Source organism: Streptomyces sp. NPDC088747 (assembly GCF_044751025.1).
In the GTDB taxonomy this organism is placed as follows: domain Bacteria; phylum Actinomycetota; class Actinomycetes; order Streptomycetales; family Streptomycetaceae; genus Streptomyces.
This window is the reverse complement of the sequence record NZ_JBIVKZ010000002.1, coordinates 247,564-273,405: the sequence shown is the minus strand read 5'-3', so window position 1 is coordinate 273,405 and position 25,842 is coordinate 247,564. Positions and strand designations below refer to the sequence as shown.

Sequence of the window (25,842 nt, the reverse complement as noted above, 5' to 3'; positions counted from 1 at the left end):
CAGGGTCCTGAACGTGCAGGAACATGATGCATCGATTGTGTGGCCACCACGTGCCTGAATGAGCCATCGTCTTACTCGACGGGGGAAGAGGAGACCTTCAAGTGAGGACGAAGCCGATTATGCGTAGGAAAATGCTTCGGTCGATGCTTGTCGCCGCCTTCTCCGCCGTCGTGGCCATCGGAGCGGTGAGCGGCGTTGTCGGTGCGAAGAGCGGTCAAGGCGACAGCACCTGGGGTGCCTCGGTCGTGGCGACCACGGACCAAGGCGACGGAGCGTTGGGTCCGGTCTCTCCGGACGTCGCAGATGACAGCACCTGGGGCTGACTTATGACGACTCCTCCTGATGACCGCTCCTTCCGCAGGGAAATGGCCACCGCCTATCGCTCCGGATGGCACTTCATCGACCTGGTCACCGCCATCCCCCACAGTGGTGACTCGTTGATGGTGACGGTATTCGGAGAGCCTGTCGTCGTCACGCGTGACGACGACGAGGATCTGCGGGCGTACCGGTGTCTGCGGCGGCCTCGGGGGGCGCCGCAGCCAGTACGGTGCGCCATTCGATACGGAATGATCTTTGTGAACCTCGACCAGCGTGACCACCAGCTGGTCGAACCGGAAGCCCCGGACGTGCAGACCATCTCAGCCACCCCCCGCAGTGCCTGACGCGATTCCCCCGTCGTAGTAAATCGCGCAGGTACTTCCCCCCGCAGCGGCGTCACCGTGACCTGAACACGGTGACGCCGCTGCAGTTTTCGGCGAAAGATCCAGGTATCCGCCGATCGGTCCACCCGCCGTGCCCTCGCCATATGGGCCGGAATCAGCCGTGGCCCAGTGCCGAGGTCAGTTCGATCTCGATCGCCACCCGGGCGGGGTTGGGGGACGGCACCCGCCCGTACCGCTCCGTGTACCGGCGTTCCGCCTCCGCGACGCGGCCCGGCTCGGCGGACACCGTGGCCCGCCCCTCCAGGGTCGCCCAGCGCCGGCCGTCGACCTGGCAGACGGCCACCCGTACCCCCTCCGGGCCCGCCGCGAGCACGTACCCCACCTTCGCGCTGGACTTGTTCGCGATGACCCGAGCCAGACCGGCCTCGGGATCGTATGTGACGCCGACGGGCACCACGTGCGGGCTGCCGTCGGGGCGCAGGGTCGTCAGCGTGCACAGGTGCCGCTCCCGCCAGAAGCTGAGGTAGGCGGTGTCCGGCTGCCGCGGGTCCACCGGGTGTGAAGGAGCCATGTGCGCGAATCTACTTCCCGGCGAGTCCCGTCAGCCCCGCGACCCGGGGCCGCGACCCCGGGGGCCGCGACGCGGGGACCGCATCCCGCCCCGCGTATCCGCCCCCATCCGCTCCCACTCCAGCCTTGAGTGGAATAGACTCAACTTTGTGCTCGTTGGCACACTCAGCATGGGGATGGCGGCTGACCAGCCCAGGAAACCGAGGAGGAGAACGCGACCGTGGACGCCGAGCTGACCAACAGGAGCCGGGACGCGATCAACGCGGCCAGTACCCGGGCCGTGTCCGGAGGACACCCGGACCTCACCCCCGCCCACCTGCTGCTCGCGCTGCTGGAGGGCCAGGACAACGAGAACATCATCGACCTGCTGGCCGCCGTGGACGCGGACCAGGCCTCCGTGCGGGCCGGCGTCGAGCGCGTGCTCGCCGGGCTGCCCAGCGTCACCGGGTCCACCGTCGCGCCCCCGCAGCCCGACCGCGAGCTGCTCGCGGTCATCGCCGACTCCGCCGAGCGGGCCAGGGAGCTGGGCGACGAGTTCATCTCCACCGAGCACCTGCTCGTGGGGATCGCCGCGAAGGGCGGCCGGAGCGGCGACGTACTCTCCCAGCAGGGGGCGGACGCCAAAAAGCTCCTCGCCGCGTTCCAGAAGAGCAGGGGAGGGCGCCGGGTGACCACCCCGGATCCCGAGGGCCAGTACAAGGCACTCGAAAAGTTCGGTACCGACTTCACCGCCGCCGCGCGGGAAGGCAAGCTCGACCCGGTCATCGGCAGGGACCAGGAGATCCGCCGGGTGGTGCAGGTCCTGTCCCGGCGCACCAAGAACAACCCCGTCCTCATCGGCGAGCCCGGAGTGGGCAAGACCGCCGTCGTGGAGGGGCTCGCCCAGCGGATCGTGAAGGGCGACGTCCCGGAGTCGCTGAAGAACAAGCGGCTCGTCTCGCTGGACCTGGGCGCCATGGTCGCGGGCGCCAAGTACCGCGGCGAGTTCGAGGAGCGGCTCAAGACCGTCCTCGCCGAGATCAAGGGCTCCGACGGGCAGATCATCACCTTCATCGACGAGCTGCACACGGTGGTGGGCGCGGGCGCCGGCGGTGACTCCTCCATGGACGCCGGCAACATGCTGAAGCCGATGCTCGCGCGCGGCGAGCTGCGCATGGTCGGCGCCACGACACTCGACGAGTACCGCGAGCGGATCGAGAAGGACCCCGCCCTGGAGCGCCGCTTCCAGCAGGTCCTCGTAGCCGAGCCGTCCGTCGAGGACACCATCGCGATCCTGCGCGGCCTCAAGGGGCGGTACGAGGCCCACCACAAGGTCGTGATCGCGGACAGCGCGCTGGTCGCCGCCGCCACGCTCTCCGACCGGTACATCACCTCCCGCTTCCTCCCGGACAAGGCCATCGACCTCGTCGACGAGGCCGCGTCCCGGCTTCGTATGGAGATCGACTCCTCCCCGCTGGAGATCGACGAACTCCAGCGCCAGGTGGACCGGCTGCGGATGGAGGAGCTGGCACTGGAGAAGGAGACCGACCCCGCCTCCCGCGAGCGCCTCGAAAGGCTGCGCCGCGACCTCGCGGACAAGGACGAGGAACTGCGCGGCCTCACCGCCCGCTGGGAGAAGGAGAAGCAGTCCCTCAACCAGGTCGGTGAGCTGAAGGAGAAGCTCGACGAGCTCCGCGGCCAGGCCGAACGTGCCCAGCGCGACGGCGACTTCGACACCGCCTCCAAGCTGCTGTACGGCGAGATCCCCACCCTTGAGCGTGACTTGGAGGAAGCCTCCGAGGCCGAGGTGGAGGTCTCCAAGGACACCATGGTGAAGGAGGAGGTCGGGCCCGACGAGATCGCGGACGTGGTCGGCGCCTGGACCGGCATCCCGGCCGGCCGGCTCCTGGAGGGCGAGACCCAGAAACTCCTGCGCATGGAGGAGGAGTTGGGCCGCCGGCTCATCGGGCAGTCGGAGGCCGTGCAGGCGGTGTCCGACGCCGTACGGCGCACGCGCGCCGGAATCGCCGACCCCGACCGGCCCACCGGATCCTTCCTCTTCCTCGGCCCCACCGGCGTCGGCAAGACCGAACTGGCCAAGGCCCTGGCGGACTTCCTCTTCGACGACGAGCGGGCCATGGTCCGCATCGACATGAGCGAGTACGGCGAGAAGCACAGCGTTGCCCGCCTGGTGGGCGCGCCCCCCGGATACGTCGGGTACGAGGAGGGCGGCCAGCTCACCGAGGCGGTGCGCAGGCGGCCGTACAGCGTCGTGCTCCTCGACGAGGTGGAGAAGGCGCACCCCGAGGTCTTCGACGTGCTCCTCCAGGTGCTGGACGACGGCCGCCTGACGGACGGTCAGGGCCGCACGGTCGACTTCCGCAACACCATCCTGATCCTCACCTCGAACCTGGGCAGTCAGTTCCTGGTCGACCCGCTCTCCTCCGACGAGGAGAAGAAGCAGCAGGTGCTGGAAGTCGTACGGGCCTCTTTCAAGCCGGAGTTCCTGAACCGGCTGGACGACCTGGTGGTCTTCTCGGCCCTGGACAAGGTGGAACTGGAGCGCATCGCCAGGCTCCAGATCGACCGCCTCGCCAAGCGGCTCGCCCAGCGGCGGCTCACCCTGGAGATCAGCGACGCGGCCCTGGCCTGGCTCGCCGAGGAGGGCAACGATCCGGCCTACGGTGCCCGCCCGCTGCGCCGCCTCATCCAGACCGCCATCGGCGACCGGCTCGCCAAGGAGATCCTCGCGGGCGAGGTCAAGGACGGCGACACGGTCCGGGTCGACGCCTTCGGGGACGGGCTGATCGTGGGCCCGGCGACCGGCAAGACGCTGTAGCCCCGGGCCCCGCCCGCGCCGAAACCCGCCCCTCGGAGCCGACCGGGGGGCGGGGCTGTTGCAGGTTGGGTGCGAGGCGAGAGAGGGTGGGGTGCGTACGTCTGGTCTCAGCGATGGCCGGACGAGTCAGACGACTGCAGGAGTGTCACAGATGTCCATCGACCCGTCTTCGATCCCGAACTTCGGGGGCCAGCCCGAGCCGCAGCCCGGCGGACCTGCGGGCCCCGTCGTCCCGGATCAGGACCTTGTGAAGCAGCTCCTGGAACAGATGGAGCTGAAGTACGTCATCGACGACGAGGGCGACCTCGCGGCTCCGTGGGAGCAGTTCCGTACGTACTTCATGTTCCGCGGCGAGGGTGACCAGCAGGTCTTCTCGGTGCGGACGTTCTACGACCGGCCGCACCAGATCGACGAGAAGCCGGCGCTCCTGGAGTCCATCGACGACTGGAACCGTCGCACCCTGTGGCCGAAGGTCTACAGCCACACGCACGACGACGGCACGGTCCGCCTGATCGGCGAGGCGCAGATGCTGATCGGCACCGGCGTGAGCCTGGAGCACTTCGTGTCCTCCACGGTGAGCTGGGTGCGGGCCGCCATCGAGTTCGACAAGTGGCTCGTCGAGCAGCTCGGCCTTGAGCAGGAAGTCAACGAGGCGGAGAACCCGGAGAAGCCCCAGGACGGCGAGGAGTAGTCCTCCCGTCACCGATCACCGAGAGCGGTATTGCCCGCGCGCTCGCGAGCGGGCCGCGGTGTACGCGCACGAGAGCCCGGCCAGGGCGCCGACCGTCACGGTCGCGCGCCGGGGCCGGGCTCTCGCCGTTGCCGGTCCGGGCCCCCTCACTGCTCCCGTGGGCGCCCGCGCGAGTGGCGGTGTCGTCCACAGCCAGTGGCGCCGTCCACAGCTCCTGTGGTGCCGTCCACAGCCTGGGGGAGCCGGTCCACAGCCTTGCGGTAGCCGGTCCAAAGCCTGTGGGAACCTTCAGCCGCCCCGGGGCTAACAGGCCGCCTTGAGCCGCGTGACCGCTTCCTCCAGAACGGACGTCCGCTTGCAGAAGGCGAAGCGGACGAAGGGCGCGCCGGCCTCCCGGTCGTCGTAGAAGACGGCGTTCGGGATGGCGACCACGCCGGCGCGCTCCGGCAGCGCGCGGCAGAAGGCGAAGCCGTCCGACTCGCCGAGCGGCCGGATGTCGGTGGTGACGAAGTACGTGCCCGCGGGCCGGAAGACCCCGAAACCGGCGTCCGCGAGCCCCGCCGCCAGCAGGTCCCGCTTGGCGAGCATGTCCGCCCGGAAGTCCTCGAAGTAGGAGTCCGGCAGCGTGAGCGCCTCGGCGACGGCGTACTGGAACGGCCCCGAGGACACGTACGTCAGGAACTGCTTCGCGGACCGTACGGCGGTGACGAGGTCCGGGGCCGCGGTGATCCAGCCGACCTTCCAGCCCGTGAAGGAGAAGGTCTTGCCGGCCGAGCCGATCGTGACGGTCCGGCCGCGCATCCCCGGGAACGAGGCCAGCGGCAGGTGCTCGGCGTCGTCGAAGACCAGGTGCTCGTACACCTCGTCCGTCACCACCAGGAGGTCACGCTCCAGGGCGAGCCGCGCGATCTCGGTGAGCTCCTCACGGGTGAGCACGGTGCCCGTGGGGTTGTGCGGGGTGTTGATCAGCAGCAGCCGGGTGTTGTCGGTGACGGCGTCGCGCAGCTCGTCGAGGTCGAGCCGGAAGCTCCCCTCGTGCGGGCGGAGCGTGACGGGGACCCGGGTGCCGCCGGCCATCGCGATGCAGGCGGCGTAGGAGTCGTAGTACGGCTCCAGGGCGATCACCTCGTCGCCCGGTTCGAGCAGGGCCAGCAGGGTCGCGGCGATGGCCTCGGTGGCGCCCGCCGTGACCAGGACCTCCCGGTCGGGGTCGTACGACAGTCCGTACCGGTGCTTCTGGTGCGCGGCGATCGCCGTACGCAGCTCGGGCACGCCGGGACCCGGCGGGTACTGGTTCCCGCGCCCGTCGCGCAGCGCGCGCACCGCCGCCTCACGGATCTCCTCGGGTCCGTCGGTGTCGGGGAAACCCTGGCCGAGGTTGATCGAGCCGGTACTGAGGGCCAGGGCCGACATCTCCGCGAAGATCGTCGTGCCGAACTCGGCGAGCCGGCGGTTGAGCAGGGGGCGGCGGGCATGGGAGGTCATGCCGGTCATCCTGCGCCCAAGCTCTGGAGTTCCTCAACTCTGCTTTGGCACGTGAGACGCGAGGGCATCCCCCTCACACGCAAGAAGCGAGGCGCCCACGGGGGGTCGTCTCGGGGGAACGAAAGGAGGGTGGCGCCATGGTCATCGGCATCATCCTGGCGGTCTTCGGCAGCACGCTGTTCGCGATCTTCGGGTTCCGCGGGCGGAAGAACAAGAAGGTGGCGCTGACGAAGGCGTCGAAGGCGGCCAAGGCCTCGAAGAGGCGGAGGTCGCGCGGCGGTTCCTCGGGCAGCTGGTGGGCCGGCGGGGCGGGCGGCGCGTCGTCCTGCGGAGGGTCTTCGTCCTGCGGCGGCGGGTCCTCCTGCTCGGGGGGCTCGTCCTGCGGCGGCGGGGGCGGATGCGGCGGAGGCAGCTGACACGGGGCAGCCGAGCTCCCCAGGGGGAACCGCATCCGGAGCACGGAGAAGTGCCCGTCGGACAACGACCGCCGACGGGCACTTCCACGCGCCGGGGCGTGCGCCGTAGTTGAACAGTTGAGCTGTGGAGCCCTCGGGGGGATGGAAACCGCACGAAGTTGGGTAAAAACGCTGTGGTGGCACCACAGTTCATGATTCCCTCTAAATCACCAACGCAGCCCCAAGGCCCTGTCGTCGCCATGACGTCTGCCGGGCGATGCCTGGCACCCGCCCCTCGGGGGAAGGCGCCAAGGCGACGACAGGGCCTCGGATCGTCCTTCCGGACCGGGCTGACCGGGCCGATCCCCCGGTACCCACCGGGTGCGCCGGACCCCCCACCTCCCTTTGCGTGCTAGCGGAGCCGACCCATGCTCACGACCCTCGAAACCTCGTACACCGACACGCGCGCGGCCGACCTCGCCTGGACCCTGGGGCGCGAGCCGCTGCCCGCGCTCGCCGTCCTCGATCTCGAACTCGCCGGGGCGAAGATGCAGTTGAGACTCCTCGGCGCGTCCCACCAGGTCCTCCTTGAGGAGGAAGCGGGCTGTTGTTCGGAGACCGTCGCGTGCATCCCCGGCAGCAGTACGCCCCTGCCGCTCGGCGTGGCCAAGCGGGTCGGCGACTGGGAGTACGAGTTCGCGGCCCGCGTGGAGACCCTCTCCCACGGCTCCTTCGCGGGCCGTGCCCAGGAGTTGCTGGCCCTCGTCTCCGACCATCCGAACGGCCTCGCGGGCGTCTTCCCCGGCAGCCCGCACGCCTTCACCGCCATGCTGGCCCAGCGCCACGAGGGGCAGGTGCACTGGCGTACGTGGCACGCGTATCCGCAGGACGGGCAGTTGGTGGCGACCCGGACGCGGGTCGGAGTGCGGGTGGTGGCGGAGGCGGAACTGCTCAGCCCGTCCGGCGTCTGACGCCGAAAGGCGGGCGGGCCCGGCGGAGTTCCGGGGCGTGACCCGCGTCAACTCCGGTTACACCTGAGCGCGCCAGTTCCACACGTGTGGGTGACGAGACGTAGTGTCGCCGTGACGTACCGTTCGCAACGTGATCGATCCGCACGCGCCCGCACCCCCCGGCGCGCCCCCGTCCTGGGGCGGCGTCCAGGGGCAGGCGCGGCTGCCCGTCCCCCCGGGCGTCGGCCGGTTTCTCGTCCTCGCCGGGGTGTTCGTCTGTGCGGCGTGCGGACTCGTGTACGAACTCGAACTCGTCGCCCTCGCCTCGTATCTGATCGGCGACTCGGTCACCCAGGCCTCCGTGGTCCTCTCCGTCATGGTCTTCGCCATGGGCATCGGCTCCCTCGCCGCGAAGCGCCTGCGCCCGCTGGCCGCGGCCGGCTTCGGCGCGGTCGAGGCGGCGCTCGCCCTGGTCGGCGGCAGCAGCGCGATGGCGCTGTACGCGGTGTTCGCGTGGACCGGCGACTGGGGCGGCGCCTGGGCGGACGGCTCCCGCTGGCTGCTGGTCGCCTACTCCCTCACCATCGGCGTGCTGATCGGCGCCGAGGTCCCCCTCCTGATGGAACTGATACAGCGCGTCCGCCGCCAGGACCCCGGCGGCGCGGTGGCCGACCTCTTCGCGGCGGACTACGTGGGCGCGCTGGTCGGCGGCCTGGCCTTCCCCTTCCTCCTGCTGCCCTGGCTGGGGCAGCTGACCGGCGCGCTGTGCACCGGCGGGGTGAACGCGCTGGCGGGCGGCGCACTCGTGCTCGGTCTGTTCCGCGGGGACCTGACCCGGCGCGCCCGCTGGTGGCTGGTCGTCGCCAACCTGCTGGTGCTCGGCCTCCTCGCCTCGGCGGCGGTCCTGGTCGACGACTTCGAGCGGGCCGCGCGGCACGCGGTGTACGGGTCGCAGGTGCGGGTCGCGCTCCGGACAGGGGTGCAGGAGGTCGTCCTCACCGGCGGCACCCACGGCCGCCCGCTCGACCTCTACCTCGACGGCCGCCTCCGCGTCAGCGGCCGGGACGAGCGCCGCTACCACGAAGCCCTCGTCCATCCCGCGATGAACGGCCCCCACGCGCGCGTGCTCATCCTCGGCGGCGGCGACGGGCTCGCCGCCCGGGAGGTGCTGCGGTACCCCGGCGTACGGCGGGTCGACGAGGTCGAACTCGACGCGGCCGTGCTCCGGCTGGCCCGCCAGGACCCCGCGCTCTCCCGGCTCAACGGCCACGCGTACGAGGACCCGCGGATGAACGTCACCACCGCGGACGCCTTCAGCTGGCTGCGCGGCGCCCCCTCGACGTACGACGTGGTGATCTCCGACCTCCCCGACCCCGGCATCACGGCGAGCACGAAGCTGTACTCGCAGGAGTTCTACGGCCTGGTGGACCGTGTCCTGGCCCCCGGTGGCCGCCTGGCCGTCCACGCGGGTCCCGTGGTCACCCGCCCCCGCGTCTTCTGGACCATCGACACGACGATCCGTACGGCCGGACTGCGCACCGCGCCCTACCGCGTGGGCGGCCGGGACTCCGGGTTCGCGGCGGGCCCCGACCGCACCGTGGGCGCGTCGCCCGCCCCGCGCGACTGGGGGTTCGTGCTGGCGGCCCGTCCGGGAGCCCCCGGCACGGCTCCCCCGCTCGGCCTGGACCCCGCGGGGCCGACCCCGCGCTCCCTGACGCCCGCCGCCCTGGCCGCCGACGCGCGAGCGGCCGACCGCACCCGGATCGACGGCCTCCCGCCCTCCACGCTGGTGCATCCGCGGTACGCCGACTGAGTCCCGGCCCGGAGAATCCCAGCGGAATCCGTCCATCCGAGGGTGCGGTTCCGGTGGTGCTGGGTAGGCTCGGCAGGCATGGAGCATGAGGTGCACGTTCCGGTTCCGGCCGAGCGGCTGCGGGAGTCGCTGGGCGATCCCGCGCGGGTTGCCCGGGCGGTCCCCGGGCTCCAGCAGGACGCGGGGACCCCGCCGGTCTCCGGCCGGCTGAAGGTCCGTTTCGGCAACCACACGATCACCTACCGCGGCACGCTCTCCGTCGCCGCCCGCGAGGACGGTTCCTACGCCGTCCAGGGCGACGCGACCGAGGCCCGTGGCAGCGGTTCGGTGAAACTCGCCCTCGCGCTGCGGCTGCTGCCCGCCGAGGGCGGCACCACCGTCGTCGTCGGCGGCACGGCGTCCGCCGACGGGCGGGTGTCGGAGCTCGCGCCGGACGCGGTGTCCGCGGCCGTGGCGCGGCTGCTGAACCGGTTCCTGGAGAACCTGGCGGCGGGGGCGGCGGTGCCTGTGGTGGAGCCGGAGACGCGGGTGGAACCGGAGCCGGTGGAGGAAACCGAGGCGCCGGCCGGGCGGGCGTCGGACGAGGACGCTCCCGCCGACTTCGACGCCGGGGTGCCGACGCCGGCGCCGTCTCTGGAGCCCTCTGTCGAGGAGGACCTTGAGGCGGAGGGCTTCGGCGGGGAGTTCGGGGACGACGGGGAGCCCGCCCCCGAGGTCGCCGACCCCCTTGAGTCGATCGAGTCCCTCGAATCGTTGGATTCCGTCGAGGAGGATTCCATCGCCGAGGCGGCGCATGCTCGGCGGACGATGATCGGGCGCAGTGCGGAGGAGGTCGACCACGCTCCGCCCCGTGGGCGTTACGCCCCCGTCCCCGCACCGGACTCCGCCGCCGCCCGCGCCACCCTTCGCTGGGCCGCTCCCGCCGCGGCTTTCGCCCTCGCTTCGGCGATCGTCGTGACACGGGCGCTGCGTCGGCGACGCTGAGGTGGCGGACGGGTTTTTCGCCCCCTCCGCCCCTTCCCATCCCGTACTCGGGGGCTCCGCCCCCGAACCCCCGCTCCTCAAACGCCGGAGGGGCTGAAATTCTTCAGCCCGTCCGGCAATTGAGGACGAGCGCGTCAGCGCGATGCGGGGGTCTGGGGGCGGCAGCCCCCAGGGACGGGTCGGCGCAGTAAGGTCGGCCCGTGAGTGACGATGACATCACGCTGACCGCGGGTGACGCGGAGGTGACCGTGCTGCCGGGGAACGGCGGACGGGTCGGGAGTCTGCGGGTCGCGGGCGTCGAACTACTGCGCCAGGGCGCGAAGTTCGGATGCTTCCCGATGGTCCCCTGGGTCGGCAGACTCCGCGACGGCCGCTTCCTGGACGGCGCCACCGTCCAGCAGATGCCCCTCAACTCCCCACCGCACGCCATCCACGGCACCACCCGGGACGCCGCCTGGCGCACCGCCCGCACCACCACGAACGAGGCCGTGATCACGTACGACCTCGTCGCCCCCTGGCCCCACCCGGGCCGCGTCACCCAGGCGTTCACCCTGACCGAGGACGCCCTGACGCTCACCATGTCCGTGGAGACGTACGACTCCTCCTTCCCCGCCCAGATCGGCTGGCACCCCTGGTTCAACCGGAACCTGGGGGAGCAGGACGTGACGGTCGACTTCACGGCCGCCTGGATGGAGGAGCGCGGCGAGGACCACCTCCCCACCGGACGGCGCGTCGAGCCGGGCCCCAGCCCCTGGGACGACTGCTTCGGTATGCCGGACGGGGTCGACGTCACGCTCACCTGGCCCGGACAGCTGGAGCTGAAGGTCACCAGCCGGGAGGAGTGGGTCGTGGTGTACGACGAGCAGGAGGCCGCCGTGTGCGTCGAACCGCAGACCGGGCCGCCGAACGGGCTCAACACCCTTCCGCACCTGGTCACCCCCATCGAGCCGCTGGAGGCGGCCACGACCTGGACCTGGCGGCGCCTCTAAGCTGGCCGTATGAGTGACGTACGCGACGCGCTGTTGCAGCAGATCAAGGACAAGGCCGTGGTGCACGGCAAGGTGACCCTCTCCTCGGGTCTGGAGGCGGACTACTACGTGGACCTGCGCCGCGTGACGCTGGACGGCGAGGCCGCGCCGCTGGTCGGGCAGGTGCTGCTCGACCTCACCGACGGGCTCGACTTCGACGCGGTCGGCGGGCTCACCATGGGCGCCGACCCGGTGGCCACCGCCCTGCTGCACGCCTCCGCCGCGCGCGGTAAGCGCCTGGACGCCTTCGTCGTGCGCAAGGCCGCCAAGGAGCACGGGCTCCAGCGTCGCGTCGAGGGCCCGGACATCGCGGGCCGCCGCGTCCTGGTCGTCGAGGACACCTCCACCACCGGCGGCTCCCCGCTCGCCGCGGTGGAGGCGGTGCGTGAGGCGGGTGCCGAGGTCGTCGGCGTCGCCACGATCGTCGACCGGGCGACCGGTGCCGCCGAGAAGATCGAGGCGGGAGCCGGAGTGCCGTATCTCTTCGCGTACTCGAAGGACGAACTGGGCCTGGACTGAGCCCTCTTCGCCCCTCGCGCGCACGGTCCGGGCGGTGGCCCGTCCACCGGCGAGCCCACGGGCCTGCCGACCGGCCCGTCCACCGGCCCGTCCACCGGGTTATCCACAGGCTGGACACCGTGTCTGGAGCATCCGGGCAAGTCTGGAAGGATGGGGACGACGATGACGTCACCCCCTAGGTCAGGGCCGTAAGCAGCAGAACGCCACCCGCATATACAAGGAGCGGACAGATGCCCATCGCAACCCCCGAGGTCTACAACGAGATGCTCGACCGGGCGAAGGCAGGCAAGTTCGCCTACCCGGCCATCAACGTGACCTCGTCGCAGACCCTGCACGCTGCGCTGCGCGGCTTCGCGGAGGCGGAGAGCGACGGCATCATCCAGATGTCCACCGGTGGCGCGGAGTTCCTCGGCGGCCAGTACAAGAAGGACATGGTGACCGGCGCCGTCGCGCTCGCCGAGTTCGCGCACATCGTCGCCGCGAAGTACGACATCACGGTCGCGCTGCACACGGACCACTGCCCCAAGGACAAGCTGGACGGCTACGTACGTCCGCTGATCGACGTCTCCGTCGAGCGCGTGGCCAAGGGCCTCAACCCGCTCTTCCAGTCGCACATGTGGGACGGCTCCGCCGAGACCCTCGCCGACAACCTGGCCATCGGCCAGGAGCTGCTCGCGAAGGCCGCCGCCGCGAAGATCATCCTTGAGGTCGAGATCACCCCGACCGGCGGCGAGGAGGACGGCGTCAGCCACGAGATCAACGACGAGCTGTACACGACGGTCGACGACGCGCTGCGCACCGCCGAGGCCCTCGGCCTGGGCGAGAAGGGCCGCTATCTGCTGGCCGCCTCCTTCGGCAACGTGCACGGTGTCTACAAGCCGGGCAACGTCGTGCTGCGCCCCGAGCTCCTCAAGGACCTCCAGGAGGGCGTCGGCGCCAAGTACGGCAAGTCGAGCCCGTTCGACTTCGTCTTCCACGGCGGCTCCGGCTCCACCGCCGAGGAGATCGCCACCGCGCTGGAGAACGGCGTCGTGAAGATGAACCTCGACACCGACACCCAGTACGCCTTCACCCGTCCGGTCGTGGACCACATGTTCCGCAACTACGACGGCGTCCTGAAGGTCGACGGCGAGGTCGGCACCAAGTCGAAGTACGACCCGCGCACCTGGGGCAAGCTCGCCGAGGCCGGCATGGCCAAGCGCGTGACCGAGGCGTGCGCGGCGCTGCGCTCGACGGGCACCAAGCTGAAGTAACGGTCATCTTCTGTTCGGGCCCGGCACCCACACGGTGCCGGGCCCTTCCGTATGCTCCGGACCATGGCAGCTCCTGAGCGGGAGAGACAGGCGGAACCCGGCGTACGGATCGCCAGCCCCACGGGCAGGTGGATCCTGCTGACCACCGTCCTCGGCTCCAGCATGGCGATGCTGGACTCGACGGTCGTCAACGTCGCGCTGCCCCGCATCGGCCGCGACCTGGACGCCGACCTCGCGGCCCTCCAGTGGACCGTGAACGCGTACATGCTGACCCTCGCGGGGCTGATCCTGCTGGGCGGCTCGCTCGGGGACCGCTTCGGGCGGCGCAAGGTCTTCGTGATCGGCGTGGTGTGGTTCGCCGCCGCTTCACTGCTTTGCGGGCTGGCGCCGAACGGGGGCGTACTCATCGCCGCCCGCGCCCTGCAGGGGATCGGCGGGGCGCTGCTCACACCCGGTTCCCTCGCGCTCATCCAGGCCTCCTTCCATCCCGACGACCGGGCCAGGGCCGTCGGCCTGTGGTCGGGTTTCGGGGGCGTCGGCGCGGCGGTCGGGCCCTTCCTGGGCGGCTGGCTGGTGGACGGCCCCGGCTGGCGCTGGGTGTTCCTGCTGAACATCCCGGTGGCGCTGCTGTGCGCGCCGATCGCCCTGCGGCACGTCCCCGAGTCGACGGGGAGCACGTCCCTGGCGGGCGGGGCCGTGGGTACCTCCCCTTCGGCCGCGACCGAGGGGGTGACCGCCGGCGGGCATTCGCACCGCGGTTTCGACGTGCTGGGAGCGGTCCTCGGCGCCCTGTCGCTGGCGCTGGTGACGTACGCCCTGATCGAGGCGCGGAGCGGCTCCCCGCTGGTGTGGGTGGCGGCGGTCGCGGGTGTGGCGGCGGGGGTGGCGTTCGTGTACGTCGAGCGGCGCACGCCCGATCCGATGATGCCGCTCGACATCTTCGCGTCGCGCCAGTTCACCGCGGTCAACCTGGTGACCCTGTGCGTGTACGCGGCCTTCGGCGGCTTCTTCTTCCTGGCCGCGCTCCAGCTCCAGGTCGTGGCGGGTTACTCGGCCCTCGGTGCCGGTACGGCGCTGCTGCCCACGACCGTCCTCATGCTGCTGTTCTCCGCCCGCTCGGGAGAACTCGCCCAGCGCATCGGGCCGCGCATCCCGCTCACGGTGGGCCCGCTGCTCTGCGCGACCGGGATGCTGCTCATGCTGCGGGTGGGCGAGGGCGCCTCGTACGTCGCCGACGTGCTTCCCGCGCTGCTGGTCATGGGCCTGGGGATGGTGACACTGGTCGCGCCGCTCACCGCCACGGTGCTCGCCTCCGTGGACACCGGGCGGGCCGGTCTCGCCAGCGGCATCAACAACGCGGCGGCCCGTTCGGCGGGCCTCATCGCCGTGGCCGCGCTGCCGCTGCTGGCCGGGATGGGCGCGGAGGCGTACCGGTCGGCGGACGCCTTCGACGCCGCCTTCCGCCGCGCCATGCCGCTGTGTGCCGGGGTACTCGTCCTCGGCGCGGTCCTGGCCTTCGCGACCGTCCGCCGCCCCGCCCCGGACTGCCACCGCCCCGAGTGCCGCACCCACGGCTGGGTCACGGCCCCACCACTGGAACCGGAGAGAACCAGCCCGTCCGGCGCTTGAGGACGAGCGCGAAGCGCGAAAGGGGGGTCTGGGGGCGCAGCCCCCGGATACGGGACGGGAAGGGGCGGAGGGGGCGAGAACAGCCGACGCCGCCACCGGAACCGGGGTGCCCCCGACGGCCCGGCGACCGACCCACGGCACGTCGCCGTGGAAACCGCGCCCCCACCCCGTACAGCCCGCGGCAGCGAATGCCGCAGACTGAAACCATGACGACTCACGAGAACCTCCTCGGGGGACCGCCCCCGACCCACCTCCCCGATGACCCGGAGCCCCGCGAACTCCTCGCGAACGGCACGCCCCCCGCCGACGTCGCCGCCAAGTACCCCACCTCCTCGCTCGCCTGGGCGCGGCTCGCCGACGAGGCGTACGAGCGCGGCAGCGTCGTCGAGTCGTACGCCTACGCCCGAACGGGCTACCACCGCGGCCTGGACTCGCTGCGCCGCAGCGGCTGGAAGGGCCACGGCCCGGTCCCCTGGGAGCACGAGCCCAACCGCGGCTTCCTGCGCGCCCTGCACGGCCTCGCCCGCGCCGCACAGGCGATCGGCGAGCAGGAGGAGTACGAGCGCTGCAGCCAGTTCCTGAAGGACTCCTCGCCGACGGCGGCGCACACGCTGGGCTAGTACGGGTCACGTTTGTGCAGGTCCGCCTGGTGTGACCAGGCGGACCTTGCGTTTTCGGGGGACGATTACGGAGGATGCCGGTGGGGACCGGGGCCCCCGTGTCGGAATCGGCAGGGGCGGACCGCTACCCGGAGTACGCATCAGGAGACAGCGATGTCGTCCCAGCAGGCCCGGCCCGCAGAGGCTCAGGAGCCCGAGACCCCGCATCTCGACTTCAACGGCACGACGCCGTACGAGGACTACGTACAGGCGGACGTCCTCACCCACCTCCAGCACCTCCGCTCGGACGATCCCGGCGAGATGGTCTTCCTGGTGACCACCCAGGTCATGGAGCTGTGGTTCACGGTCATCGTCCACGAGTGGGAGACCGCGGCGAACGCGCTCCGCGAGGACCGGGTGCCGGTCGCGGTGGCGGCGCTGAAGCGTTCCGTACGGGAGCTGGAGGCGCTGAACGCGTCCTGGCGACCGCTGGCGCAGCTCACGCCGGCGCAGTTCAACTCCTACCGCGGCGCCCTCGGCGAGGGGTCCGGCTTCCAGTCCGCGATGTACCGCCGGATGGAGTTCCTGCTCGGCGACAAGTCCGCGTCCATGCTGGTCCCGCACCGGGGCGCGCCGCGCGTCCACGCGGAGCTGGAGAAGGCACTGCACGAACCGAGCCTGTACGACGAGGTGTTGAGGCTGCTGGCGCGGCGCGGGCTGCCCGTCCCGGAGGCCGTGCTGACCCGTGACGTGTCCCTGCGCTACGAGCCCTCGCAGGCGGTCGAAGAGGCGTGGACGTCGCTGTACTCGGGTGACGAGAACGCCGAACTCGCCCGTCTCGGCGAGGCGTTGACCGATGTCGCCGAACTGGTGTGGCGCTGGCGCAACGACCATCTCGTCGCCACCCGCCGTGCGATGGGCGCGAAGACGGGCACCGGCGGTTCCGCCGGGGTCGCCTGGCTGGAGAAGCGGGCCCGGAAGAACGTCTTCCCGGAGCTGTGGACGGCGCGGTCCCATGTCTGAGCCGCGCGCCAGGGCCGAGGAACTCGACTCGGCCGACGAACTGGCGGGACTGCGCGAGCGGTTCGTCCTCGACGACGTGGTGTATCTCGACGGGAACTCGCTCGGCGCGCTGCCCGCGAACGTACCCGGCCGCCTGGACGACGTCGTCCGCCGGCAGTGGGGCGAGCTGCGGATCCGGTCCTGGGACGAGAGCGGCTGGTGGACGGCGCCGGAGCGGATCGGCGACCGGATCGGGCGGCTGGTCGGGGCGGCGCCCGGCCAGATCGTGGTGGGCGACTCGACAAGTGTCAACGTCTTCAAGGCGGTTGTGGGTGCCGTCCGGCTGGCCGGGGACGATCGGGACGAGATCCTGGTCGACGCGACGACGTTCCCGACGGACGGGTACATCGCCCAGTCGGCGGCCCGTCTGACCGGCCGCACGCTGCGCCCCGTCGCTCCGCACGAGGTCCCGGACGCGCTGGGCCCCCGCACGGCGGCGGTCCTGCTGAACCACGTCGACTACCGCACCGGCCGGCTGCACGACCTCCCGTCCCTGACGTCCGCGATCCACGCCGCGGGCGCTCTCGCGGTCTGGGACCTGTGCCACAGCGCGGGCGCCCTGCCCGTCGGCCTCGACGCGCACGGGGTCGACCTCGCCGTCGGCTGCACCTACAAGTACCTGAACGGCGGCCCGGGTTCACCGGCGTACCTCTACGTGCGCGAGGAACACCAGGACCGCTTCGACTCCCCGCTGCCCGGCTGGAACTCCCACACCGACCCCTTCGGCATGAGCCCCGGCTTCGAACCGGCGCCGGGTGCCCTGCGCGGCCGGGTGGGCACGCCGGACATCCTGTCGATGCTCGCCCTCGAAGCGGCACTCGAGGTGTGGGACGGCGTGCGCGTCGACTCCGTCCGCACCAAGTCCCTCGCCCTCACGGACTTCTTCCTCGAATGCGTCTCGGCGTACGTCCCCGAGGGCCGCGTCGAGTGCGTGACACCGTCCGCCCACGCGGAACGCGGCAGCCAGGTCGCCCTGCGCTGCCCGGACGCCGGCCAGGTCATGAAGTCCCTCATCGAACAAGGCGTGATCGGCGACTTCCGCCACCCCGACATCCTGCGCTTCGGCTTCACCCCGCTGTACGTGGGCTTCGGGGACGTGGAGCGGGCGGCGAGGGTGCTGGGGGAGGTCTTGGTCTTTTAGCCCGTCCGGCGTTTGAGGACGAGCGCGTCAGCGCGAAAGGGGGGTCTGGGGGCGCAGCCCCCAGGGACGGGACGGGCAGGGGCGGAGGGGGCGAACAACTCCCCCCGCCCCACTCACCGGCGGACGACGTACACCCCGGCCACAGCCGCGGCGAACGCCGCCCCCGCGGCCCGCTCGGCAGCCTCGTCGTCCGGCGCCACCCCACTGGTGAGCAGCCCGTAGTACAGCGGCGCCGAAACCGCCCGAACCACCACCGCCCCGTCGGTCCCCTCGGGCAACTCCCCCCGCGCAACCCCCTGTTCGACACACGGCACCCACTCGGCGACCCGCACCTCGTAGAACCGCCGCAACGCCTCCGCCGTACGCCCGTCGCACGCCGCCGCCGCGATGACCGCCCGGAACAGCGCCCCCTGCCGGGGATCGGCGAGCGTCCGCCGTACGAGCGCGGCGTTGGCACGCAGATCCCCCAGCACGGACCCGGTCTCGGTGCGGGGCAGCGACTGCTCGGCCATGTCGCTCAGCAGATCGGCGACCAGGCCGGTGACGGACCCCCACCGCCGGTACACCGTGGTCTTCCCCACCTCGGCGCGGCGGGCCACGTCCGCGAGGTCGAGGTGCGCGAACCCCTGCTCGGCGAGCACGTCACCCGCGGCACGGAGCACGGCCGCGCGGACACGGGCGGTGCGGCCGCCGGGGCGTACGGTGCCGGGTTCGGCGGACGTGGCGGACATGGCGTACTCCTTACATGGACGGGACGGCGGGCGCGGGCCTGTGTGTCGATGCTGGGCGCGGGCCCGTCGTCAGCGTAACGAAACAGCAGAACCGTTTAACCCTAACCGAGCGTGACATCCGCGTGTCGGTGCACGTCACGGGCCTGATACCGTCCCCGCCAACGGCCGAATTCTTCCCTGGTCCGCCAAATCCGTTTCACCGCTGAGAGGTTGGAGCATGCAGGACGACGCCGCAGCCCGGGACGACGCCGCGGAAGGGACCCCCGCCGGCGGGGGTGACGCCGCGCGTCCGGGCGGGACCGACGCCGCGCGTCCCGGAGGGGCCGAGGCCGCCGCCCGGCGTGCGGAGGCCGTGCGACGCGACGAGGCGGAGGAGGCGTCCGCCTTCTCGCACTCGCCCGTCGACCCCGACGTCAGCGTCGCGTACGGCGATCACCCCGACCAGGTGATCGACTTCTACGCGCCGCGTGAGCCGGACCCTGCCGTCCTGGCCCCCCTCGTGGTCGTCCTGCACGGCGGTGCCTGGCGCGCGCCGTACGACCGCCGTCACATCACGCCGTTCGCGGACTTCCTGGCCCGTCGCGGGTTCGCGGTGGCCAACGTCGAGTACCGCCGGGGCGCCTCGATTCCCGCGCAGGGCGGCGACGGGCCGGTCGCCGGGCGGTGGCCGGACACCTTCGACGACGTCGCGGCGGCGCTCGACGCGCTGCCCGCGCTCGTACGGGAGAGGCTGCCGCAGGCCGACCCCCGCCGCATCGTGGTCACGGGCCACTCCGCCGGGGGCCACCTCGCGCTGTGGGCCTCCGGCCGCCACCTCCTGCCGGCCGACGCCCCCTGGTACACGGACCGCCCCGCGCCCTTGCGCGGCGTCGTCGCCCTCGCCCCGATCGCGGACTTCCAGGTCGCGGAGAAGCTCGACGTGTGCGGCGGGGCGGCGCGTCAACTCCTGGGCGGGGAGGACAGGTTCGCGGACCGCCTGCCGTACGCCGACCCGGCGCACCTCCTCCCCACCGGCATCGCCACCACCCTCGTACAGGGCCGCACCGACCTGGTCGTCCCCCAGGCGGTCGCCGAGTCCTACGCCGACGCGGCGGCGAAAGCGGGCGAGGTGATCGGCCTGACCCTCCTGGAGGACGTCGGCCACTTCCCCCTGATCGACCCATCGGCGGACGCGTGCGCGGTGGTGGCAGAGGAAATCGCCCAACTGGCCTGGTGAGGCCGGGAGTTCATCCTCGCCAGGTGCCGGGCCACTGCCCACCCTCGCCAGGGTGCGGGCCGCTGCCCACGCTCGGCGGGTCACGGTCACGGGTCACGCTCGCCGGGCCGCGGGCCCACGCTCGCCGAGCCACGTGCCACGAGCCGCTGCCCACACTCGGCGGGCCACGAGCCGCGAGCCCACCGGCTGCGGGTGCCGCGCTGCGGGTCCACTGTCCATGCTCGCCAGGGACGCAGGGGCATGCTCCCTTGGCCTCGGGCTGCGGGCGCCGGGCCTTGGGCCTCAGGCCTCGGCCACGCTCGCCCGGCCGCAGGGCGCCATTGCTCACGCTCGGCGGGCCACGAGCCACGGGCCCACCGGCTGCGGGTGCCGCGCTGCGGGCCCACTGCCCATGCTCGCCAGGGACGCAGGGGCCACGCTCCCTAGGCCCCAGGCCCCAGGCCCCAGGCCACGGGCTGCGGGCTGCGGGCTGCGGGCGCCGGGCCCCGGGCTCCGGCCACGCTCGGCGGGCCGCAGGGCCGCTGCTCACGCTCGCCGGACGACTCCCGGCACCCGGCGTCGGCCCCCGGCCCTTCCACCGTCGCCCCCCCGCCCCTCCACCGACGGACAGCGGCCCCCCCCGTAGTACCTGAGACGGATCCCGCAGGACCCTCCTCCCTGGTGACGACCGGGGGTGTCGGGGCGGCCTACCGTCTTCGGTGTGACCGAGACGAGTCAGACGCAGATGACGCCGCCGGGCGGGGCCAAGCCACGCAGCCCGGAGTTCCGGCTGGCCGCGGACGCCCTGCGTGGGCTGCGGCAGGACATGTTCCACGACGCCTTCGCCTACCGTCCGCTGCCGCGGATGCGGGTGGACGGGCCGCTGACCCGGCGGCTGCCCGAGGGCGTCCGCAAGTACGCGGCCTGGACCCCGCACGCCGTGGTGCTGGTGGCCGCGCTCCTCGCGATGGGCATAGCGAACACCGCGAGCGGGGACGGCGACAGCCTCAGGTCGGTGGTGTGCGGCCTCCTCGCGCTGCTCCCGATCCTGCTGACCCTGATCCGGCCGGTCGGTGCCTTCTGGCTCTCCATCGCGGCGACACCCGCCGCCGGGGTCTTCGGCACGAGCTGGAGCGACTGGCCGTGGTTGCCGGGCAGTTTCGCCACCCACCTCGTGGTGATGACGGTCGTGGCGCTCCGGACGAGGCCCCGCATCGCCGCGTGGATGTGGGTACTGACCGGGGTGTACGGATTCGTCGCCGAGATCTTCTACCAAGGGGGCTACTACAGCTCCAACACCCTCCCGCTGCTCTTTGTCTCCGCCGTCGCCCTCCTGGTCGTCACCGTCCTCCAGGTGCGCCGGGAGGCGGAGCAGGAGGTCACCGCCCACCAGTCGGAGACCGCGCACGAGCGTTCCCGCCGCACCCTCCTCGAAGAGCGCACGACGATCGCCCGCGAGCTGCACGACGTGGTCGCCCACCACATGTCGGTGGTCGCCATCCAGGCCGAGGCCGCCCCGTACCGGGTGCAGAACCCGCCGCCCGAGCTGGAGCAGGCCTTCGTCACGATCCGGGAGAACGCGGTGGCGGCCCTGACCGAGCTGCGCCGCGTCCTCGGAGTCGTCCGGGCGGAGGACTACGAGGCACCGGACGCCCCGCAGCCCACCCTCGCCGAGCTCGACACGCTCCTGGCCAACGTCCGCGAGGCCGGCCTGACCGTAGAGAAGGCGGTCACCGGCGCGGTGCGCGAGCTCCCGCAGGGCGTCGAGCTGTCGGCGTACCGCATAGTCCAGGAAGCCCTGAGCAACGCCCTGCGGCACGCGCCGGGCGCGGCGGCCCGGGTCGAGATCGGCTACGTCCTCGGCGGGCTCGGCCTGCGCATAGTGAACGGCCCCGCGCCGGCGCCGAGCCTGACGAAGTCCACGCACGGCGCCGGGCACGGCATCACCGGCATGCGCGAGCGCGTCTCGATGCTGGACGGCGAGATGACGGCGGGCGTGACGGGCGACGGGGGATACGAGGTGGCGGTGTTCCTGCCGGTGCCCGCGACCGCGGAGGAGACGGCATGACGGTCCCTGCCGGCGGCGGTAGCGGTATCCGTGTCCTGATAGCCGATGACCAGGTGATGGTCCGCGAGGGCTTCTCCGTGCTGCTCGGCGCCATGCCGGACATCGAGGTGGTCGGCGAGGCGGTCAACGGCCGGGAGGCGGTCGAGCGGGTCCGTGAACTCGCCCCGGACGTCGTGCTGATGGACATCCGGATGCCGGAGATGAACGGGATCGAGGCGACCCGGGAGATCGTCGCCGCGGACGGCGCCGCGAAGGTGCTGGTCCTGACGACGTTCGACCTCGACGAGTACGTGTACCAGGCGCTGCGCGCGGGAGCCTCCGGCTTCCTGCTCAAGGACGCCTCGGCACGTCAACTCGCCGACGGGGTACGGGTGGTGGCCGCCGGGGAGGCGCTGCTCGCCCCGTCGGTGACCAGGCGGTTGATCACCGAGTTCGCCAAACTCGCGGAGGAGCCCAGACTCTCGGCCACCGCGCAGGCGGCGTACGGCGACCTGACCGACCGGGAGACGGAGGTGCTGGTCCTGATCGCGCAGGGCCTGTCGAACGCGGAGATCGCCACGCGGCTGTTCGTCGCCGAGTCCACGATCAAGACCCATGTGAGCCGGATCCTGGTGAAGCTGGGGCTGCGGGACCGGACGCAGGCGGCGGTGTTCGCGTACGAGGCACGGCTGGTCACCCCGCGCTGACCTGGGAGGGGAGTCGCGCTGCGCCGGAGGGGTCGGACGTCGGGACGCCTCTGTTCAGCGGGGGCCGGGTCGGGCTAGCGTCCGTTCATGGCAGCTTTGGAGACTCCGCAGGCATTCGACCCGTGGGACCCGGCGTTCCTGGCCGACCCCTATCCGGCGTACGAGGAGCTGCGTGCCCGCGGCCGGGTGCAGTACTTCGAGCCCACCGGGCAGTGGCTGGTCCCGCACCACGCGGACGTGTCGGCGCTGCTGCGGGACCGCCGCCTCGGCCGGACCTACCAGCACCGTTTCAGCCACGAGGAGTTCGGGCGCACCGCGCCGCCGCCCGAGCACGAGCCGTTCCACGTCCTCAACGACCACGGGATGCTCGACCTGGAGCCGCCGGACCACACGCGGATCCGGCGGCTGGTGTCGAAGGCGTTCACACCGCGCACGGTGGAGCGGCTCAAGCCGTACGTCGACCAGCTGGCCGGGAAGCTGGTGTCCCGGCTGGTCGCGGCGGGCGGCGGTGATCTGCTGACCGACGTCGCCGAGCCGCTGCCGGTCTCGGTGATCGCCGAGATGCTGGGGATCCCGGAGTCCGACCGGGCGCCGCTGCGGCCCTGGTCGGCGGACATCTGCGGGATGTACGAGATGAACCCGTCACGGGAGACGGCGGCGAAGGCGGTGCGGGCCTCGGAGGAGTTCACGGAGTACCTGCTCGGGCTGATCGAGGCCCGTCGCAAGGAGCCGGGCGACGACCTGATCTCGGGCCTGATCGAGGCGCACGAGGACGGGGAGCGGCTGACCGAGCAGGAGATGATCTCGACCTGCGTGCTGCTGCTGAACGCCGGGCACGAGGCGACGGTCAACGCCACCGTGAACGGCTGGTGGGCGCTGTTCCGCAACCCCGGCCAGCTGGCCGCCCTGCGCGCGGACCACTCGCTCGTTCCCACCGCGGTGGAGGAGCTGATGCGTTACGACACGCCGTTGCAGTTGTTCGAGCGGTGGGTTCTGGACGACATCGAGATCGACGGGACGACGGTGCCGCGCGGTTCCGAGATCGCCATGCTCTTCGGCTCCGCCAACCACGACCCGGCCGTCTTCACCGCCCCCGAGGAGCTGGACCTCTCCCGCGCGGACAACCCGCACATCTCCTTCAGCGCGGGGATCCACTACTGCATCGGCGCGCCGCTCGCCCGCCTGGAACTGACCGCGTCCCTGCGCGCCCTCCTGGACCAGGCGCCGACCCTCAGCCTCGCCGCCGAACCCGAGCGGAAACCGGCCTTCGTGATCCGGGGCCTGGAGGGACTCACTGTCGCGCTCTGACCCGTCGGCCGAGGGCCCAGAGTCCCAGTGAGACGGCCACCCCGCCCAGAACCATCAACGGGAGTTCCGCGTAGATCACACTCCAGTCGGGCGCCTGCTCGAACCGCCGGAACCGCCCCCGGACGCCGACAGCCCAGGCCCCCAGCCCCGCCCCCGCGCCCACGACGGCGACCAGACATCCGCCGGCGGCCTGCATCCGTTGCCCCATGCCCGTCATGGACGTGACGCGGCGACCCGGGGTTCCCGGCCCGCCGTACCCTGTCCGAACTGCGTGCTTCCGCAGTGGTGTTGCCCTGCCCAGCGCTGGGGGCGCGGCTTCCGCCGACCGCTGCGGCGCCTCCGGAACGGCAGTCATCGGGGCGTGACGCTCCCGATCAGGGCCCGCGCCTCGCGCAACGCCTCTCGCAGTTCGCCCGCGGTCGCGCAGTCCCTGCCGCGGAACCGGCAGTCACCGGTGCACGCCCTCACGTGACCGAGCCACGCGAGCCACTCCCGCTCCTCCGGCGCGACCGACGCCCGCACGCGGTCCGCGGCTTCACCCATGCCGTGGCCCCCATCCACCCGGGGACCACTCCTCGCCCATGGCTTCGCGCACGTACGGGCGGACCGGGTCGTCGTCGGCGTCGTCATCCCACCCGCGCGACCACGGCTCGGATGGGAACCCCGTTTCCTCACACGGGTTCGGCACGGGTCGCCCGCACGGATTCGGCACGGGCCCACGTACGGGTCCGGGATTCGTACCGGCCGGGCCACGTCGTGCGGATCCGGCGTCGCGCGTCCGGTCCGCCCGCGCGGCCGATAGGGGAGTAACGCGCCCAGCAGGGCGATCACGCACAGAATGACGTTCTGCAATTCCGACAGCTCCTGTCCGGCTGTTGCCACAGCTCCTCAGCCGCTTCCTTCATGAGCCGGCCATGGTTCAGCGCCTTCACAGGGCTTCTCCGCGATGGCGAACCGAGCCCACACGCACTTCGCGTACGGCTGTTGCCGGTGTCCCCACGCGTCGGCCAACCGCCCGACGAGGACCAGGACCCGCCCGTCCTCACCGTCCGGGCCGGAGCCGCGGGCCCGGGGAAGCCCGGCTACGTTGTTCCGGAGGTGCTGGAGCAGTTGGTGAAGGTGCGGGAAGGGCGCCAGGCGAAGATCGGGGAAGGTGGGGCGTCGTATGCCGCCATCCTCTGGGAAGTGGCGGTTGCGCACCCGCTGGTGAGTGCCGAGACTCACCGGGAACAACTGTCCGCGATTCTTGCGGTGGCGAAGAGAAAGAACGTCACCGTACAAGTGCTACCGCTCAGTGCGGGAGTTCTGGTGGCCTCGATCCCCGCCTTTTCCTCCTTCAGCTTCGACTCTGAACCGACCGTCGAAGCCGTGACCATGGAGAACTTGCGAGGTACGTCGGTGCTTGAAGCGCCAGAGGATCTTGCGGCTTACGGCAACGCATTCGACCTACTACGATCGGCAGCACTGGCACCGGACGCGAGTGCGCGACTCATCCGGGACGTACTGCGGAGCATGAAGGAAGTCTGATCGTGACCGAGGTTGTAGGCCCCTTCCGGAGTCGTCGTACTCCGCTCAGCAGGGAGACTGCGTAGAGGTCGCCGCCACAGCAACCGGCGACCGTGCCGTCCGCGACAGCAAGGCGCAGGGCGGTCCGTTGCTCGCCTTCTCCCGTGAGGGCTGGCGCGCGTTTGTTGTCGGTGCGCGGAACGGAGAGTTCGGCCGACTCGCGTAGCGCACGACCGTCGGCCTTCGAGGGCGGTCGGGATCCCGAGCGGTGGAGAACCACTCAGGCGCTCAGGTCCCGGCGTCGCAGCGCCCCCAGCCCCGCTCCCGTCAGGGCCAGCGTGATCGTCGTGAGGATCAGTACCGGTGGCCAGGTCATGTCGCCGCCGGGGAGCTTGGGAGGCCCCTGAGGATCTCGCTGCTTACCCAACGCGTACGACCAACTACGATCGGCGGCACTGGCACCGGACGCCAGCGCGCGACTCATCCGGAGCGCACTGTGAATTAGCAAGGAAGCCCCATCGTGACCGAGGTAATAAGCACCTTCCGCAGGTCTTCGTACTCCGGGCAGGAAGGCAATTGCGTCGAGGTGGCCCCCACAGCAGCCGGTGGCCGTGCCGTCCGCGACAGCAAGGCGCAGGACGGACCTCTGCTCGCCTTCTCCCGTGAGGGCTGGCGCGCGTTCGTTGTCGGGGCGCGGGGTGAGGAGTTCGGCCGACTCGGCTAGCGCAGGTTCGTCGGGCGTCGAGGGC

Annotated in this window: 27 protein-coding genes and 1 pseudogene; 22 read left to right on the top strand and 6 right to left on the bottom strand. The window is 71.8% G+C overall.

Annotated elements, in window-relative coordinates; translation table 11 throughout:
• The first annotated feature begins 143 nt into the window (after positions 1 to 143).
• Entirely contained in the window at positions 144 to 323 is a 180-nt protein-coding gene (locus ACIP79_RS05675) for a hypothetical protein (RefSeq protein ID WP_387188393.1), read from the top strand.
• A gap of 3 nt (positions 324 to 326) precedes the next feature.
• Positions 327 to 662 (top strand): hypothetical protein, encoded by a 336-nt coding sequence (locus tag ACIP79_RS05670; protein WP_266457609.1) that lies wholly within the window; start codon positions 327 to 329, stop codon positions 660 to 662.
• Positions 663 to 816: 154 nt separating this feature from the next.
• Here the strand turns inward: ACIP79_RS05670 and ACIP79_RS05665 are convergent, their stop codons facing one another.
• Complete coding sequence (locus ACIP79_RS05665; RefSeq protein WP_401219772.1) at positions 817 to 1,233, bottom strand: pyridoxamine 5'-phosphate oxidase family protein; 417 nt, start codon at positions 1,231 to 1,233, stop codon at positions 817 to 819.
• Positions 1,234 to 1,452: 219 nt separating this feature from the next.
• On the opposite strand from ACIP79_RS05665, the gene clpB reads away from it, so the two are divergent.
• Positions 1,453 to 4,050: an ATP-dependent chaperone ClpB gene (gene clpB, locus ACIP79_RS05660; protein WP_401219769.1), complete on the top strand. Its 2,598-nt coding sequence runs from the start codon at positions 1,453 to 1,455 to the stop codon at positions 4,048 to 4,050.
• A gap of 151 nt (positions 4,051 to 4,201) precedes the next feature.
• On the top strand, positions 4,202 to 4,741 hold the full coding sequence (locus tag ACIP79_RS05655) for a YbjN domain-containing protein (RefSeq protein ID WP_401219766.1): 540 nt from the start codon (positions 4,202 to 4,204) through the stop codon (positions 4,739 to 4,741).
• A 303-nt stretch (positions 4,742 to 5,044) separates the two neighbouring features.
• Here the strand turns inward: ACIP79_RS05655 and ACIP79_RS05650 are convergent, their stop codons facing one another.
• A complete protein-coding gene (locus ACIP79_RS05650) occupies positions 5,045 to 6,235 on the bottom strand; it encodes a pyridoxal phosphate-dependent aminotransferase (RefSeq protein ID WP_401219763.1) in 1,191 nt (396 codons plus the stop codon).
• A gap of 128 nt (positions 6,236 to 6,363) precedes the next feature.
• Between ACIP79_RS05650 and ACIP79_RS05645 the strand changes: the two genes are divergently transcribed.
• The 11 genes from ACIP79_RS05645 (at position 6,364) to kynU (ending at position 17,599) form a co-directional block, all read left to right on the top strand.
• Positions 6,364 to 6,642, top strand: a complete 279-nt coding sequence (locus ACIP79_RS05645) for a hypothetical protein (protein ID WP_401219761.1) — start codon at positions 6,364 to 6,366, stop codon at positions 6,640 to 6,642.
• Positions 6,643 to 7,049: 407 nt separating this feature from the next.
• Positions 7,050 to 7,592 (top strand): DUF2617 family protein, encoded by a 543-nt coding sequence (locus ACIP79_RS05640; protein WP_401219759.1) that lies wholly within the window; start codon positions 7,050 to 7,052, stop codon positions 7,590 to 7,592.
• A gap of 130 nt (positions 7,593 to 7,722) precedes the next feature.
• Positions 7,723 to 9,384, top strand: a complete 1,662-nt coding sequence (locus ACIP79_RS05635; RefSeq protein WP_401219756.1) for a polyamine aminopropyltransferase — start codon at positions 7,723 to 7,725, stop codon at positions 9,382 to 9,384.
• Between the two features lie 78 nt (positions 9,385 to 9,462).
• The gene (locus ACIP79_RS05630; protein WP_401219754.1) at positions 9,463 to 10,368 is read left to right on the top strand and encodes an SRPBCC family protein; all 906 of its coding nucleotides are present in this window, start codon (positions 9,463 to 9,465) and stop codon (positions 10,366 to 10,368) included.
• A 200-nt stretch (positions 10,369 to 10,568) separates the two neighbouring features.
• Complete coding sequence (locus tag ACIP79_RS05625) at positions 10,569 to 11,357, top strand: aldose 1-epimerase (RefSeq protein ID WP_401219751.1); 789 nt, start codon at positions 10,569 to 10,571, stop codon at positions 11,355 to 11,357.
• Between the two features lie 9 nt (positions 11,358 to 11,366).
• A complete protein-coding gene (pyrE, locus tag ACIP79_RS05620) occupies positions 11,367 to 11,915 on the top strand; it encodes an orotate phosphoribosyltransferase (RefSeq protein WP_383677947.1) in 549 nt (182 codons plus the stop codon).
• Between the two features lie 230 nt (positions 11,916 to 12,145).
• Positions 12,146 to 13,168 carry a class II fructose-bisphosphate aldolase gene (gene fbaA, locus ACIP79_RS05615; protein WP_401219748.1) on the top strand — a complete coding sequence of 341 codons (1,023 nt, stop codon included), beginning with the start codon at positions 12,146 to 12,148 and terminating at the stop codon, positions 13,166 to 13,168.
• Between the two features lie 63 nt (positions 13,169 to 13,231).
• On the top strand, positions 13,232 to 14,797 hold the full coding sequence (locus ACIP79_RS05610; protein WP_401219746.1) for an MFS transporter: 1,566 nt from the start codon (positions 13,232 to 13,234) through the stop codon (positions 14,795 to 14,797).
• Positions 14,798 to 15,003: 206 nt separating this feature from the next.
• Positions 15,004 to 15,417 (top strand): DUF3151 domain-containing protein, encoded by a 414-nt coding sequence (locus ACIP79_RS05605; RefSeq protein ID WP_383677941.1) that lies wholly within the window; start codon positions 15,004 to 15,006, stop codon positions 15,415 to 15,417.
• A gap of 153 nt (positions 15,418 to 15,570) precedes the next feature.
• Entirely contained in the window at positions 15,571 to 16,419 is an 849-nt protein-coding gene (locus tag ACIP79_RS05600) for a tryptophan 2,3-dioxygenase family protein (protein WP_401219743.1), read from the top strand.
• A complete protein-coding gene (kynU, locus tag ACIP79_RS05595; RefSeq protein WP_401219740.1) occupies positions 16,412 to 17,599 on the top strand; it encodes a kynureninase in 1,188 nt (395 codons plus the stop codon). Before ACIP79_RS05600 ends, kynU begins: the two co-directional genes overlap by 8 nt.
• Before the next feature lie 113 nt (positions 17,600 to 17,712).
• On the opposite strand, the gene ACIP79_RS05590 is transcribed toward kynU, so the two are convergent.
• A complete protein-coding gene (locus ACIP79_RS05590; protein ID WP_383677935.1) occupies positions 17,713 to 18,330 on the bottom strand; it encodes a TetR/AcrR family transcriptional regulator in 618 nt (205 codons plus the stop codon).
• Positions 18,331 to 18,547: 217 nt separating this feature from the next.
• On the opposite strand from ACIP79_RS05590, the gene ACIP79_RS05585 reads away from it, so the two are divergent.
• The 4 genes from ACIP79_RS05585 (at position 18,548) to ACIP79_RS05570 (ending at position 23,587) form a co-directional block, all read left to right on the top strand.
• A complete protein-coding gene (locus ACIP79_RS05585) occupies positions 18,548 to 19,546 on the top strand; it encodes an alpha/beta hydrolase family protein (RefSeq protein ID WP_401219737.1) in 999 nt (332 codons plus the stop codon).
• Between the two features lie 700 nt (positions 19,547 to 20,246).
• Positions 20,247 to 21,593, top strand: coding sequence for a sensor histidine kinase (locus tag ACIP79_RS05580; protein ID WP_401219734.1), 1,347 nt, complete (start codon positions 20,247 to 20,249; stop codon positions 21,591 to 21,593).
• Positions 21,590 to 22,279 (top strand): response regulator, encoded by a 690-nt coding sequence (locus tag ACIP79_RS05575; RefSeq protein WP_401219731.1) that lies wholly within the window; start codon positions 21,590 to 21,592, stop codon positions 22,277 to 22,279. Before ACIP79_RS05580 ends, ACIP79_RS05575 begins: the two co-directional genes overlap by 4 nt.
• A gap of 87 nt (positions 22,280 to 22,366) precedes the next feature.
• Positions 22,367 to 23,587: a cytochrome P450 gene (locus ACIP79_RS05570; protein ID WP_401219729.1), complete on the top strand. Its 1,221-nt coding sequence runs from the start codon at positions 22,367 to 22,369 to the stop codon at positions 23,585 to 23,587.
• On the opposite strand, the gene ACIP79_RS05565 is transcribed toward ACIP79_RS05570, so the two are convergent.
• Entirely contained in the window at positions 23,571 to 23,804 is a 234-nt protein-coding gene (locus ACIP79_RS05565; RefSeq protein WP_401219726.1) for a hypothetical protein, read from the bottom strand. The genes ACIP79_RS05570 and ACIP79_RS05565 overlap by 17 nt on opposite strands.
• Positions 23,805 to 23,938: 134 nt before the next feature.
• Entirely contained in the window at positions 23,939 to 24,130 is a 192-nt protein-coding gene (locus ACIP79_RS05560; RefSeq protein WP_401219723.1) for a hypothetical protein, read from the bottom strand.
• 555 nt (positions 24,131 to 24,685) lie between these two features.
• On the opposite strand from ACIP79_RS05560, the gene ACIP79_RS05555 reads away from it, so the two are divergent.
• A complete protein-coding gene (locus tag ACIP79_RS05555; RefSeq protein WP_401219720.1) occupies positions 24,686 to 25,114 on the top strand; it encodes a DUF5753 domain-containing protein in 429 nt (142 codons plus the stop codon).
• A gap of 91 nt (positions 25,115 to 25,205) precedes the next feature.
• Positions 25,206 to 25,319 (top strand): annotated as a pseudogene (locus tag ACIP79_RS05550) (DUF397 domain-containing protein); the annotation flags it as partial.
• A gap of 54 nt (positions 25,320 to 25,373) precedes the next feature.
• Here ACIP79_RS05550 and ACIP79_RS05545 read toward each other — a convergent pair.
• Positions 25,374 to 25,577: a hypothetical protein gene (locus ACIP79_RS05545; RefSeq protein WP_401219717.1), complete on the bottom strand. Its 204-nt coding sequence runs from the start codon at positions 25,575 to 25,577 to the stop codon at positions 25,374 to 25,376.
• A gap of 36 nt (positions 25,578 to 25,613) precedes the next feature.
• Between ACIP79_RS05545 and ACIP79_RS05540 the strand changes: the two genes are divergently transcribed.
• Positions 25,614 to 25,817, top strand: a complete 204-nt coding sequence (locus ACIP79_RS05540; RefSeq protein ID WP_401219714.1) for a DUF397 domain-containing protein — start codon at positions 25,614 to 25,616, stop codon at positions 25,815 to 25,817.
• The last annotated feature ends 25 nt before the right edge of the window (positions 25,818 to 25,842 follow it).